This window comes from Nonomuraea sp. NPDC048892 (genome assembly GCF_040649735.1).
Classification (GTDB): Bacteria; Actinomycetota; Actinomycetes; order Streptosporangiales; family Streptosporangiaceae; genus Nonomuraea; species Nonomuraea maheshkhaliensis.
The window spans coordinates 253,046-265,859 of sequence record NZ_JBEZFZ010000010.1; the positions used below are offsets into that span (position 1 = coordinate 253,046).

At 73.2% G+C, this 12,814-nt stretch carries 14 protein-coding genes; 8 read left to right on the top strand and 6 right to left on the bottom strand.

Features of this window, described 5'->3' with window-relative positions:
- Positions 1-156 precede the first annotated feature (156 nt).
- Together AB0C28_RS31125 and AB0C28_RS31130 are read left to right on the top strand one after the other, a co-directional pair.
- Complete coding sequence (locus AB0C28_RS31125) at positions 157-969, top strand: helix-turn-helix domain-containing protein (RefSeq protein ID WP_358079498.1); 813 nt, start codon at positions 157-159, stop codon at positions 967-969.
- 72 nt (positions 970-1,041) lie between these two features.
- Positions 1,042-1,680 (top strand): NAD(P)H-binding protein, encoded by a 639-nt coding sequence (locus tag AB0C28_RS31130; RefSeq protein ID WP_358079500.1) that lies wholly within the window; start codon positions 1,042-1,044, stop codon positions 1,678-1,680.
- A gap of 10 nt (positions 1,681-1,690) precedes the next feature.
- On the opposite strand, the gene AB0C28_RS31135 is transcribed toward AB0C28_RS31130, so the two are convergent.
- Positions 1,691-2,812 (bottom strand): SWIM zinc finger family protein, encoded by a 1,122-nt coding sequence (locus AB0C28_RS31135; RefSeq protein ID WP_358079502.1) that lies wholly within the window; start codon positions 2,810-2,812, stop codon positions 1,691-1,693.
- Positions 2,813-2,835: 23 nt separating this feature from the next.
- Positions 2,836-5,586 (bottom strand): DEAD/DEAH box helicase, encoded by a 2,751-nt coding sequence (locus AB0C28_RS31140; RefSeq protein WP_358079504.1) that lies wholly within the window; start codon positions 5,584-5,586, stop codon positions 2,836-2,838.
- Between the two features lie 102 nt (positions 5,587-5,688).
- Between AB0C28_RS31140 and AB0C28_RS31145 the strand changes: the two genes are divergently transcribed.
- The 3 genes from AB0C28_RS31145 to AB0C28_RS31155 are packed head-to-tail and all read left to right on the top strand — an operon-like array spanning position 5,689 to position 8,052.
- On the top strand, positions 5,689-6,306 hold the full coding sequence (locus tag AB0C28_RS31145) for a DedA family protein (protein WP_357860868.1): 618 nt from the start codon (positions 5,689-5,691) through the stop codon (positions 6,304-6,306).
- Entirely contained in the window at positions 6,290-7,417 is a 1,128-nt protein-coding gene (locus tag AB0C28_RS31150) for a histidine kinase (RefSeq protein ID WP_358079506.1), read from the top strand. The genes AB0C28_RS31145 and AB0C28_RS31150 overlap by 17 nt, the downstream gene beginning before the upstream one ends.
- The gene (locus tag AB0C28_RS31155; protein WP_358079509.1) at positions 7,408-8,052 is read left to right on the top strand and encodes a response regulator transcription factor; all 645 of its coding nucleotides are present in this window, start codon (positions 7,408-7,410) and stop codon (positions 8,050-8,052) included. The genes AB0C28_RS31150 and AB0C28_RS31155 overlap by 10 nt, the downstream gene beginning before the upstream one ends.
- Before the next feature lie 13 nt (positions 8,053-8,065).
- On the opposite strand, the gene AB0C28_RS31160 is transcribed toward AB0C28_RS31155, so the two are convergent.
- Positions 8,066-8,935 carry a GNAT family N-acetyltransferase gene (locus AB0C28_RS31160; protein ID WP_358079511.1) on the bottom strand — a complete coding sequence of 290 codons (870 nt, stop codon included), beginning with the start codon at positions 8,933-8,935 and terminating at the stop codon, positions 8,066-8,068.
- Between the two features lie 61 nt (positions 8,936-8,996).
- Entirely contained in the window at positions 8,997-9,710 is a 714-nt protein-coding gene (locus AB0C28_RS31165) for an SDR family NAD(P)-dependent oxidoreductase (RefSeq protein ID WP_358079513.1), read from the bottom strand.
- 161 nt (positions 9,711-9,871) lie between these two features.
- On the opposite strand from AB0C28_RS31165, the gene AB0C28_RS31170 reads away from it, so the two are divergent.
- From AB0C28_RS31170 to AB0C28_RS31180, 3 genes are read left to right on the top strand one after another with little or no spacing between them, the layout of a single operon-like run.
- Entirely contained in the window at positions 9,872-10,471 is a 600-nt protein-coding gene (locus tag AB0C28_RS31170) for a TetR family transcriptional regulator (RefSeq protein WP_357860854.1), read from the top strand.
- Between the two features lie 41 nt (positions 10,472-10,512).
- On the top strand, positions 10,513-10,893 hold the full coding sequence (locus tag AB0C28_RS31175) for a nuclear transport factor 2 family protein (protein WP_357860851.1): 381 nt from the start codon (positions 10,513-10,515) through the stop codon (positions 10,891-10,893).
- Positions 10,890-11,330 carry a MarR family winged helix-turn-helix transcriptional regulator gene (locus AB0C28_RS31180; protein ID WP_358079515.1) on the top strand — a complete coding sequence of 147 codons (441 nt, stop codon included), beginning with the start codon at positions 10,890-10,892 and terminating at the stop codon, positions 11,328-11,330. The genes AB0C28_RS31175 and AB0C28_RS31180 overlap by 4 nt, the downstream gene beginning before the upstream one ends.
- A gap of 13 nt (positions 11,331-11,343) precedes the next feature.
- Here the strand turns inward: AB0C28_RS31180 and AB0C28_RS31185 are convergent, their stop codons facing one another.
- Both AB0C28_RS31185 and AB0C28_RS31190 read right to left on the bottom strand, forming a co-directional pair.
- Positions 11,344-11,715 (bottom strand): hypothetical protein, encoded by a 372-nt coding sequence (locus AB0C28_RS31185; protein ID WP_358079517.1) that lies wholly within the window; start codon positions 11,713-11,715, stop codon positions 11,344-11,346.
- Between the two features lie 4 nt (positions 11,716-11,719).
- Complete coding sequence (locus tag AB0C28_RS31190; RefSeq protein ID WP_357860842.1) at positions 11,720-12,433, bottom strand: SDR family oxidoreductase; 714 nt, start codon at positions 12,431-12,433, stop codon at positions 11,720-11,722.
- Positions 12,434-12,814: the final 381 nt, after the last annotated feature.

Below are 12,814 nucleotides of genomic sequence, written 5' to 3' on the forward strand. Positions count from 1 at the left end.
CCCTCGATAAGGTCCGATCTGACCACCTGATCGAGGACCAATTTCAGACCCGGAAAATCATCGGCCGCAGCTGTCGGATCCGGTCCGCGTCGTTCGTAGCCAGGGTGAAGGGCCGCCCGCGAGGGGCGCCGTCACGACCGAGGGAGAGACCGACCGATGCTGCCGCACCCGAAGGCCAAGATCCACCGCATGTTCGAGCTCCTGGAGCCGATCGCCACCATCACCTTCTCCGAGGCGGTGAACGAGGCGTTCATGGCGCTCGGCATGCGTAACTTCTGGGACGGATACTTCGCGGGCCGGGCCGCGCCGCTGGGCCAGGCGCCGGCCGGAGTGGTGCACGCGGTCTTCTACAACTTCACCGAGGGTGAGGTGGCGCGCCACATCCCCTGGGTCTGGGGGAAGATCAGCCCGGAGGAGGCGATCGCCGTACGCGAGCGGAGCAGCGCCGCCGTGCTGCGGCAGCGGATCGGGGAGCTCGCCGGCGCCCCCGGTCTGGTGCGGGCCGCCGACCTCGCCACCCGGGCGGCGCTCAGCGCGACGGCCGAGGGCCGGGCGCTGTACGCCGGGCTCAGGGAACTCGACGTGCCCGATGAGCCGGTGGCCAGGCTGTGGCACGCGGCGACGCTGCTGCGGGAGCACCGGGGCGACGGCCACAACGCCGTGCTGGTCGCCCACGGCATCGGCGGCACCGAGGCCCACGTCCTCATGGCTCTCGCCCTCGGGATGAGAGCGGAGGAGTTCGGCCGGATCCACCACCTGCCCAAGGCGCGGCTGGCGGCCGTCGTCGACGGGCTGCGCCGCCGCGGTCTCGTGGACGCCACCGGCGGGTTCACCGACGCCGGCCGGGAGACCAAGGAGCGGATCGAGGCGCTCACCGACGAACTGGCCGCGCCGGCGTACGACGTGCTCGGCGCGGACGAGCTCGACGAGCTGATCGCGGGGCTCGAACCGATCGCCGCCGCGCTCTAGAGCGGGCGGCACGGCTGGGCGCTATGGTGGGTGAGTGGACACTTACTCACCCTTAAGAAGGAGCGGATCGGCATGAGGCTCACCGTCTTCGGAGCGACCGGCGGCACCGGTCTTGAGCTCCTGCGTCAGGGGCTGGCGCAAGCCCACGAGATGACGGCGGTCGTCCGCGACGCCTCCCGGCTCCCCGCCGGCCTGCGTGACCGCCTCGACGTCGTGGAGGCCGACGTCATGGACGCCGACGCCGTCGTACCGGCGGTCAAGGACCGCGACGCCGTGCTGAGCGCGATGGGCACGCGCGAGCGCGGCCCCACCACCGTGCACTCCGCCAGCATCGCCTCCATCATGGCCGCCATGGGCCGCACCGGCTCGCGCCGCCTGCTGATGGTCAGCGCCTCGGGCATGGTGACCGGCCCCGACGACGGGCCTTTGGTCCGGTACGTGCTCAAACCGCTCATCGTCCAGCGCCTGTTCCGCCATTCCTACGCCGACCTGGCCCGAGCCGAAGGGCTGCTGCGGGCCGCCGACCTGGACTGGACGATCGTGCGCCCGTCCCGCCTGACCGACGCCGGCCTCACCGGCTCCTACCGCACGGCCGTCGACCGCAACCTCAGGGGCGGCATGAACACCACCCGCGCCGACCTGGCCGCCTGCATGCTGGAGCTGATCGGCGACGCCACCTCGGTGCGGCACGTCGTCTCGGTGGCCACCTGACCCGCCGCGCTCAGGAGATGAGCGCCGCCGGGTCGCGCTCGGGCGGCCCGGCCGGCCACCATTCGCCTTCGCGCAGCGTGAAGGGGTACCAGCGGCCGTCGCGGCCGTAGCGCAGTTGCAGGGAGCCGAGTGTCCAGCGGTTGCGCCAGATCCGCACCTCCGGCGGGGTCTCGCCCTCCCAGGCGGCCGCCAGCAGCGCCTGGGCCCTGGCCACGTCGCGGCGCGGCGGCGTCCATGCGGTTTCGAGGGCGTCCAGGCCGTCCGCGCCGCCGTACCGCCAGGCCCGCACGGCGGCTTCAGAAGGCCCGCCGAGGTCGTGCTCGGCGGCCAGCCTGACGTGGTCCTGGTGTTCGCTCAGCTCCGGCAGGCGCCCGTGCAGCAGCAGCTCGCGGGCCCGCGCGGCGGCCGAGGCGGCCAGCCCGGCCAGCGCGGCCACGTCCACGCCGGGAGCCGGCGCCCAGATGGGCAGCGTCCGCGGGACGTCGGCGGGCGGCGGGTCGGGCAGCGCGGGCACCCCCATCGCGTACGCCCGCGCGGCCGGCACCCCCGCCACCGCCGCCGGCCGCGCGGAGGGAGCGCCGCGTCGCTGCAGGGCCTCGACGAGCTCGCGTTCGCCGCGCCCGCGCAGGAGCAGCAGCACGAACGGGTCGGCGTCCAGCAGCCAGGACGCCTGGTAGCACAGGGCGGCGGCGTGCTTGCACGGGTGACCCCAGTCGGGGCAGCCGCACTCGGGCTCCAGGTCGCCGACGGCGGGCAGCAACGGCACGCCCGCGTACTCGGCGGCCTCGACCAGGTCGTGCGGCATGTCGCCGTCGAGCAGGGCGGCGATGTGCCCGGACTTGGCGGCCACCTGGTCGAGGAAGCGTTCCCAGGCGGCGTCGCCGAGCTGCTCGACGCGGACGACGGTGTCGTACTCGCTCTCGGCGACGGCGGCCAGGCGGCCTGGGCTGACGGTGATGGGGCCGAGCTGGCCGGTCTTGGCGTACGCGCGGCCCTTGCGCAGCAGGGTGTGGTCCAGGGAGGTTTCCTCCATGGCCTGGACCCAGGCGCGGCCCCACCAGGTGGTGGCGAAGCGGGCGCCCGCGCGTTGCGGGGGGAAGGCGGGGAAGCCGCGGGCGGCGTCGGCGGTCATCGGGGCTCCAGGGGCGGCGGGGGTCATCTGAGCTCCACGAGGGCGGCGAGCTCGGCGTCGGTCAGCTCGGTGAAGGCGGCCTCGCCGGAGGAGAGCACGGCGTCGGCGAGCGAGCGCTTGGCGGTGAGCATCTGGGCGATGCGGTCCTCGATCGTGCCTTCGGCGATGAGGCGGTGCACCTGGACGGGCCTGGTCTGGCCGATGCGGTAGGCGCGGTCGGTGGCCTGGTCCTCGACGGCGGGGTTCCACCAGCGGTCGTAGTGGATGACGTGGTCGGCGCGGGTGAGGTTGAGCCCGGTGCCCGCGGCCTTGAGCGAGAGCAGGAACACCGGGGCGCTGCCGTCCTGGAAGCGCTGGACCATCTCCTCGCGGCGGGCGACGGGGGTGCCGCCGTGCAGCAGCTGGGTGGCCACGCCGCGGGCGGTCAGGTGGCGATCCAGCAGGCGGGCCATGGCGACGTACTGGGTGAAGACCAGGACGGCGCCGTCCTCGGCGACGATGGTGTCGACCAGCTCGTCGAGCAGTTCGAGCTTGCCGGAGCGGCCGGGCAGGCGTGGGTCGGCCTCGTGCAGGTAATGGGCGGGGTGGTTGCAGATCTGCTTGAGCCCGGTGAGCAGCTTGACGATTAGGCCGCGCCTGGCCATGCCCTGGGCCTCGGCGATGCGGGCCATGATCTCGCGGACGACCGCCTCGTACAGGCCGGCCTGCTCGGTGGTGAGGGCGACGGGCCGGTCGGTCTCGGTCTTGGGCGGCAGTTCGGGGGCGATGCCGGGGTCGCTCTTGCGGCGGCGCAGCAGGAACGGCCCGACGAGCCGGGAGAGCCGCTCGGCGGTCTCGCCGTCGCCCGATTCGATGGGTTTGGCCCAGCGTGCCCTGAACTTGGGGAGCGGGCCGAGCAGGCCGGGCGTGGCCCAGTCGAGGATGGCCCACAGCTCCGACAGGTTGTTCTCCACGGGCGTACCGGTCAGGGCGACGCGGGCGGCGGCGGGGATCTCGCGCAGCGCCTTGGCGGTGCCGGAGGCGGGGTTCTTGACGTGCTGGGCCTCGTCGGCGACGAGCAGGCCCCAGGGGTGGGCGGCCAGCGCGGCGGCGTCCAGGCGCATGGTGGCGTACGTGGTCAGCACGAAGCCCTCGCCGGCGAGCGTGCGTCCTGGGCCGTGGTAGCGGTGTACCGGCACGCCCGGCGCGAACCTGGTGATCTCGCGCTCCCAGTTGCCCAGCAGCGAGGCGGGACAGACCACGAGCGTGGGACCGGCGGCCTGCTCCTGGGCGCGGTGCAGGTGCAGCGCGATGAGCGTGATCGTCTTGCCCAGGCCCATGTCGTCGGCCAGGCACGCGCCCAGGCCGAGCGAGGTCATCCTGGCCAGCCAGCGCAGCCCGGCGAGCTGGTAGTCGCGCAGGGTGGCGGCCAGGCTCTCGGGCTGCACCACGTCGGCGGGTTCGGACAGGCGCTCGCGCAGCTCGTTCAGCCAGGCGGTGGGCTCGACCGGCACCTGCTCGCCCTCGACCTCGACCGTGCCGGTCAGGGCGGCGCCGAGCGCCTCGATGCCGGTCAGCGGCTTGAGGTCACGCTGGCGGGCCCGGCGGGCGAGGTCGGGGTCGATGAGCACCCACTGGTCGCGCAGCCGGACGACGGGACGGTGGGCCTCGGCCAGGCGGTCCATCTCGGCGGCGCTCAGGCGTTCGCCGCCGAGGGCGAGCTGCCAGTCGAAGCTGGTCAGGTGGTGGCCGCCGAGGAAGGAGGGCATGTCGGAGGGCGCGGGGTCACGGTCGCCGATGACGGCGCGGGCGCTGAGGCCGCGTACCAGGGACTTGGGCCAGTGCACGTCCACGCCGGCGGCGGCCAGGCGGTCGGCGGCGCCGGCCAGGAGCTGTTCGACGTCGCCGTCGGACAGGGTGAGCTCGTCCGGCACGGCGCTGTCGAGCAGCCGTTCCAGCCGGGGCCAGGCGCGGGCGGCGCGGCGCACGGCGAGGGTGGCCTCGATCCTGGCGCGCGGCCCGAAGCCGGGGTCGGCGCCCTGCCACAGGTCGGCGGCGTCCACGACGAGGGACGGGTCGGCCAGGCCGTGCAGTTGGACGACGGCCCTGAATTCGGCAGCGGACTCGGCGGCGGCCAGGTCGTCGGCCTCGATGCGCAGCGACAGCCGCAGGCCGGCGTCCAGCCCGGCCGAGACCTCCTCCGCCCAGCCGCGCAGGTGGGGCACCTTGACCGGTTTGACCGCGGCGTAGGCGGCGGAGCCGGTGGCGCGCACGGCGCCGGGCGAGCGCGGCATGGCGTCGGCGACGGCGTCGAGGAAAGCGCGCACGAGAGGCTCGGCGTCCGGCAGCAGCAGCTCGCCGGTGCCCTCCACCGGGACGGCGCGGGCGGCGGCGGGCATGGCGGCGGCCAGTTCGCGCACGCGCTGGAGGTCGTCGGCGTCCAGCGGCCCGGCGCGCCAGGAGTCGTGGTCGCCGGGGGAGACGCCGGGCAGGATGCGTCCGCGGGTGAGCAGTTGCAGCGCGATGAGGGCCGCGCCGCCCCAGAAACGGGCGGCCGGGTGGGCGGCGGGGTCCTTGCGGGCCCTGGCCAGGGTGGCCACCGCCGTGCCGACGGGGACGAGGGTGGCGGGGACGGCCCTGGCGCCGGGCTCGCCAGGCTCTCCCGGTCCGCCCGCTTCTGCGATGGTGATCAGGTCGTCGCCGGCGGGGTCGAGGAAGGCCACGTGGCCCGATCGTGGCGGGTCGCCGGGCTGGAAGATCGCCGCGTGCCGGGCCAGGTCCGTGGAAGAGCTCACGGCCGTACAGTGTACGGTACGGATGGGGTGGGGTTTACCACAGTGTCATACGGGCAGCCGCCTCATTCCGCACGTTCCCCGATTATTCATAGCCTTGATCTCATGACTGACTGGCTGGTTGGACTGATGGAGAGCCTGGGCGCCCCCGGCGCCGGGCTCGCCATCGCCCTGGAGAACCTGTTTCCGCCCCTTCCTAGTGAGGTGATCCTGCCACTGTCGGGCTTCACCGCCAGCAGGGGCGAGATGGATCTCCTCGACGTCCTGGTGTGCACGACGCTCGGCTCGGTGATCGGCGCGCTCGCGCTGTACTGGGTCGGAGCGCTGCTGGGCCGTGAGCGCACCCTGGCCATCGCCGCCAAGCTTCCCCTGGTCAAGACCTCCGACATCGAGAAGACCGAGGCGTGGTTCCAGCGCCACGGCCGCAAGACCGTCTTCTTCGGGCGGATGATCCCCATCTTCCGCAGCCTCATCTCCATCCCGGCGGGCGTCGAGCGGATGCCCGTCATGACGTTCACGCTGCTGACCACGGCCGGCAGCCTCATCTGGAACACCATCTTCGTGATGGCCGGCTACTGGCTGGGCGAGAAGTGGGAGCTGGTGGAGTCCTACGTGGGCATCGGTACCTACGTGGTGATCGGCCTCGTGGTGCTGGCGATCGTCGTCTTCGTCGGCGTCCGGCTGGCCGAGCGGCGTAAGGGGAGGCATGCGAACCGCCCTTGACGGGTTGCGCGGGGCCGGCGCGGCGGGCGGCATCACGGCCGGAGCGGTGGCGCTGGGCGCGCTCACCGCGCCGGTCGAGCTGGCCTTCCTGGTGCTGACGCTGCCGTTCCTGGGCAATCCCAACGTACGGGCGTCGGCGCGGCGGCTGGCCCGGCTGGAGGCGTGGCGCCTGCGCCTGGACCCGGCCACGTTGGACGTGCTGGACCACCGCGAGGGCCGCAGGGCGGCCGGCTACCTGGCCGCGCGGGCGCCGATCGGGGTGCTCGGCGGGCTGGTGCTGCTCTTGCTGGCCTGGGGCGCCTGGACCGCCGTCCAGATCGTGGCGGCGTGGGGCACGGGCGAGCCGTTCGACGGCATGCTGCCCACGGCGCCGCTGGTGGCGTACCTGTCCCTGGCCGGGTTCGTGACGCTCTTCCTGGTGCTGTCGGGCCTGGCCGGGGTGCACGCGCTGGAGCGCCGCCTGGCGCTGCGCCTGCTGGGCCCCGACCCGACCGAGGCGCTGGAGCGGCGCATCGCCGAGCTGGCCGAGAGCAGGGCGGGCATCGTGGCCGCGGTGGACGCCGAACGCCGCCGGATCGAACGCGACCTGCACGACGGGCTCCAGCAGCGGCTGGTGGGGCTGTCGATGCTCATCGGCCGCTCGCTGCGTGGCCGCCCCGAGCTGCTCGCGCAGGCCCACCAGGAGGCGCAGCAGGCGCTGGCCGAGCTGCGCGAGGTGGCCTGGCGGGCCTACCCGAGCGGGCTGGACTCACTCGGGCTCGGCGAGGCGCTGGCCGGCGTGGCCGAGCGCTCCAGCGTGCCGGTCAAGGTGGACTGCCGGCTCGGAGAGCGGCCGCCCATGGCGGTGGAGACGGCGGCGTACTTCGTGGTGTGCGAGGCGGTGACGAACGCGGCCAAGCACGCCGGGGCCGCGCTCATCACGGTCGAGGTGGAACAGGAGGACGGGGCGGTGGCCGTACGCGTGCGCGACGACGGCGCGGGGGGCGCGCGGGCGTCCGGCGGCGGCCTGTCGGGGCTGGCCAGGCGGGTGGCGGCGCTGGACGGCCGGTTCGAGGTCAGCAGCCCGGCGGGCGGGCCGACGGTGGTCACGGCGGTGCTCCCGTGCGGGTGATCCTGGCCGAGGACTCGACGTTGCTGCGCGAGGGCCTGATCCGGCTGCTGCTGGAGGAGGGCCACGAGGTGCCGGCCGCCGTGGGCGACGGGCAGGCGCTGGTGACGGCGGTGGCCGAGCATCGGCCGGACATCGTGGTCGTGGACGTACGCATGCCGCCCACCCACACCGACGAAGGGCTGCGGGCCGCGCTGGAGATCCGCCGGCGCTGGCCGGAGATCAAGGTGCTGGTGCTGTCGCAGTACGTGGAGAAGCGCTACGCCACCGAGCTGATGAGCTCCGACGTCGAGGGCGTCGGCTACCTGCTGAAGGACCGGGTGGGCCAGGTGGGCGACTTCCTGGACGCGCTCGAACGGGTCGGCGCGGGCGGGGCGGCGTTCGACCCCGAGGTGGTGCGGCAGCTGCTGGCGCGTACCACGCAGGTGGATCCGCTGGCCCGGCTGACGGGGCGCGAGCGCGAGGTGCTGGAGCGGATGGCGCAGGGACTGACCAACGCCTCGATCGCCCAGTCCCTGCACGTGTCGCAGAGCGCGGTGGAGAAGCACGTCAACTCGCTGTTCGACAAGCTCGGCCTGTCGCACACGACCGGCTACAGCCGCCGGGTGCTGGCGGTGCTGCACTTCCTGGAGTCGTGAACAGGGCCGGGCGTCAAGGAGTGTCGCGGTACAGATCCAGCCTTTCCGACACCCGCTCCATTCCGGCCGAGAGGTAGGTGGCGACGCCGCCGGTGTTGGCGCTCGGGGTGTAGACCGCGACGCTGGACGAGCCCAAGTCCCGCAGCGCGCGGGCCGCCGCGTGAGTGATCGCCCGGCCGTGGCCGTGGCCGCGGTGGTCCCGGTGCACGCCCAGCGGCTCGATCAGGCCGATCCTGCCCGCGCCGGCCGACCACACCGCCACGGCCGCCACCGCCCGCGCCTGCTCGTCGCGGGCGAGCAGGCAGCGGGCGTCCGCGTACGGCGCGCCCGCCGCCAGCGCGTGCCAGCGTTCGCCGGTGAACGTCGAGGCGTCGAACGACGCCCGCACGACCGCGGCCCACTCATGCGCCTGCTCCGGCCCGATCTCCTCGATGGAGACGCCGGGATCGGGCACGGAGGCGCCGAGGTCGAGCCGGAGCAGCGTCCACGCTTCGCCGCCCCGCCAGCCGTCCTCGGCCAGCACATCCCTGACCAGGGCCTCGGCCGGCGCCTCGACGTACACCTTGCCGGCGGGCAGCACGCCGCTCCCGGGCGCCGACGCGTCCGCGGCCACCCGCCGGGCCAGCTCCTCGTCGCGCAGCGTTCCCGGCGCGAACGCCAGCCGCAGCAGGTCGGGGCCGTCCAGCAGCCCGACCGCCAACAGCTCTGCGCCCCGGCTCCAGGTCCGGGTGGCCTGCGCCGTACGCTCCGCGCCGAACCGCCAGAACCACCCGATGTCGCCCGGATGCACCTGCACGGGCACGTCGTCGTGCTGCCACTCCGCCAGGACCCGCGTCACTTCGCCGAGCCGCCCGGCCTCGGGCGTGCCCATCTCGATCGTCATGCCCTCGATCAGACACCAGCCCCTCGGCCCGGCGCACCCGGATATCTCGCCGGCGCTCCGGTCAGTTGGGCTGCCCGATCGGCCGGACGGTCACGGTATTGACGTCGACGCCCGCCGGCTGGTCGAGGGCGTAGCAGATGGCCTCGGCGACGGGCTCGGGCGCCAGGGCGTAGGCGGGGAGGGCGTTGTCCTGCCAGAAGGGGGTGTCGATCATGCCGGGGTTGACGAGGGTGACGCCGACGCCGCGGGTGGTGGCGTACATGCGCAGGTTCTCGGCGAGCCCGGTGACCGCCCACTTGGTGGCCGAGTAGAGGTTGGCCGGGGCGTTCTTCAGCCCGACGACACTGCCGACGAGCACCAGCCGCCCGCCGCCGGCCTCAAGGTGGGGCAGGGCGGCCCTGGCCAGCAGGGCCGGGCCGAGCACGTTGGTGAGGATCATCGGCGGCCACAGAGCCGGGTCGCCGTCGAAGATGGTCGAGCCCGCGGTGCTCAGGTGGTCGGCGGAGGCGAACCCGGCGTTGGCCACCGCGGCGTCCAGGCCGCCGAAGCGCTCCACGGTGCGGGCCACGGCGTCCTGGGTGGCCTCCCAGTCGGCCGCGTCGGAGACGAGACCGAGCAGCCGGTCGGGGTGGCCGGTCTCGTCCAGGAAGGACTTGAGCTTGCCTTCGTCGCGGCCGGTGACGGTCACGCGGTGTCCGCGGCCGAGCAGCAACCGGGCGGCGCTCGCGCCGACGCCACTGGTCGCACCGGTGATGAGTACGGTCTTGCCAGTCATGGTCATGCTCCCGGAGATGGAGGCGTTCGATCGGATCGTGCTGATGGCGCAGGAGCCGGCGTCGTCCGCGCCGCGAAACTCCAACGCTCGTGTTGCTGTTTCGTCTCCACTGTAACCCGGCACGATTCCAACTGCAACGTTGGTGTTGGTACGATGTCCGCATGGCTTGGGACGTCGAGGGAACGAAACGCCGCATCTACGAGGCGGCGCTGGCCGAGTTCGCCCAGCACGGCCAGGAGGGCACGACCGTCGACCGGATCGCCAAGCGCGCCCAGGTCAATCGCGAGCGGGTCTACAACTACTTCGGCGACAAGGCGAAGCTGTTCTCGGCGGTGATCAGCAGCGAACTGGACAAGATCGCCAACTCCGTGCCGCTGGTCATCACCAGCCCCGCGGACGTTGGCGAGTTCGCCGGCCGGACGTTCGACTACCAGCGGGCCAACCCCGACCTGGCCCGGCTGGTGCTGTGGGAGGGGTTGTCGGACACCGGCGGCATCCCGGACGAGCTGGCGCGCACCGAGCTCTACGCCGGCAAGGCCGCGGCCGTGGCTGCGGCGCAGCGGGCCGGGCTGATCGACGACGCCATCGCGCCGGCCCACCTGGTCTTCCTGATCATCTCCCTGTCGAGCTACTGGTCGGCGGCGCCGCAGATCGCCCGCATGTTGTCCGGCGGAGACGCCTCCGACGAGGCGGAGGCCGCCCGCCGCCGCGCCGCCGTGGTCGAGGCCGCCCGGCGGATCGCCACCCCGCCCGCCACCTGACCCCTCACGCGGTATGTATGCGTTTCGCATACACTTGGGGGATGGAACCGGTACTGGAAGCGGTCATCGGCGAGTGGCACGCGAGCGTGAACGAGGGTGACCTGGAACGTTCGGCGCGGGCGGTCGGTGATCCGATCGTCGTCCTCGGCCCGAAGGGGGCGGGAGCGATCACGCCCGCGCAGTTCGCGGAGTGGGTGGAACGCTCGGGGATCACGTTGCGCCCGCGATCGTGGCACCCGGTCGGCGAACGTCTCATGGTCGTGGAGCAGGACGCCTCCTGGCCGGGTTCGCCGGCCTCGACGCGGGTGGCGACGGTGTTCCGGGTGCGCGGCGGAAAGGTGACCGCCGCGCTCCGGCTGCCGGATCTCCGGCAGGCGCTGGAGCTGGCCGGGCTCTGTGAGGCGATGGCGGCCACGGAATGAGCGCGCCAGGGCCTGGGCAGGCGTTGTTCGCGTTCGTCCGGTACTGGTCGCGCCGGCCGCCGGCCGGTGACGGCGTCCTGGCCGAGCACGGCCGGCTCGTGCTCGTCGCCGAGGCCGTCCACGCGCTGACCCTGCGGGGGGCCGCGGCGACGGTCAACGCCGTGGCCCAGGAGATCGGCATCGACCAGAGCGGCGCGTCGCGCCTGGTCAAGGCCGCGACCTCGGCCGGACACCTGGCCATGCGGGCTTCGGAGGCGGACGGGCGGCAGCGTCAGGCGGCGCTCACGCCAGCCGGCCGCGTCCTGCTGGATCAGGCCCATGACTGGCAGGAGCAGGTCTTCGACCGGCTGACGGAGGGCTGGAGCCAGCGGCGGCGCCGCGACTTCCAGCAGGCGATGACGGAGCTGATCGAACGGTCCGGCGCGCCGCACGCCTGACTCCCGGCCTGCCTCAGCCGAGCTGGGAGACCTGGTAGTGGGCGATGAGCCAGTCCGCCCCGGCGCGTCGAACCAGCACGCCGAGGTTGACGTGGAGGGACGGACGGTCGGTGAAGGAGAACTCGACGGCCAGGTAGCCGAGGACGAGGCCGGCGGCCAGATCCCTGGTCTCCAGGATCCGGTACGCGGCCGTCAGGCCGGGCGGCTGGGAGTCGTAGTAGGCGGCGACGCCGGGCCGCCCGACGCTGTAGGGGCGCAGGCCCTGGAAGATGGCGTCGTCGGTGAACAGGGCCGCGACCCGCTCGGGTTCGTGCGCGTCCACGCCGGCCTTCCACCGGTCGAGTACGCCGCGCAGGACCGTCTCCCGGTCGTTCTCGCTCGTCATCGCGTCAGTGGCCGGCACTGACGCCGCCGTCGACGTGCAGGATCTCGCCGGTGACGAAGGGAGCGTTCTCCAGGTAGACGACCGCGTCCACGATGTCCTTCGTCTCTCCCAGCCGGCCCATCGGCTGCAGCGCCGCGAGGGCGTCGTGCGTCTCTCGCGGGTGCATGGGGGTGGCGATGGTGCCCGGCGAGACGGCGTTGACGCGGATGCCGCGCGTGGCGTACTCGATGGCCAGCGACCTGGTGGCGGCCTGGAGGCCGCCCTTGGACAGCGCGGCCAGCACGGACGGGACGCGCGAGTCGGGGTTGTCGACCAGGCTGGTGGTGATGTTGACGATGTGGCCGCCGCCCTGGGCGAGCATGTGCTCGACGGCGAGCTGGGTGATGTGGAAGAAGCCGTCGAGGTTCACCGCGGTCACGGCGGCGTAGTCGTCGGCGGTGTAGTCGGTGAACGGCTTGGCGACGAAGATGCCCGCGTTGTTGACCAGGGTGTCGACCCGGCCGAACCGTTCGACGGCCGCCTTCGCCGCCCGTTCGGCGGTGGCGCGGTCGGCGACGTCGCCCTGCACTGCGACGATGCCGGGGTCGTCGGGGGCGGCGATCGTGCGGGAGATCGCGACGACGGCGTAACCGAGCCGGCGGTACGCCTCGACGAGGCCGGCTCCGATGCCCTGCGACGCGCCGGTGATGAGCGCGACCTTCTGACCCTGGTGGTTCATGATGACCTTCTTCGATGTTTCTGCTGACGGCCGCTTAGCCGACCGGTCGTCTATGACAGTAGACGACCGGTCGACAATCGTCAAAAACCGGACGGCGTGTGTGCCGGATTCGGCTACGTTGACCTGCGCGAATCCCGCCGGAGCGGGTCACGTCACCATGGAGGTGGTGCGCCAGCTTCTGTCGGAGGGCTGGGAGATCGGCGCCGAGGACGTCGCGCAGCTGTCGCCCTACCTGACCGCGCACATCAGCCGGTTCGGCCTGTACGCGACCGACGTGATACGGCTGCGTCCCGACGACTCGACCCCGACCTGCCCGAGATCGACTTCACCACCCTGTCCGAGGCGGCGTAGCGGTGGGCCTGCTACGGCTGTTGTAGGGCT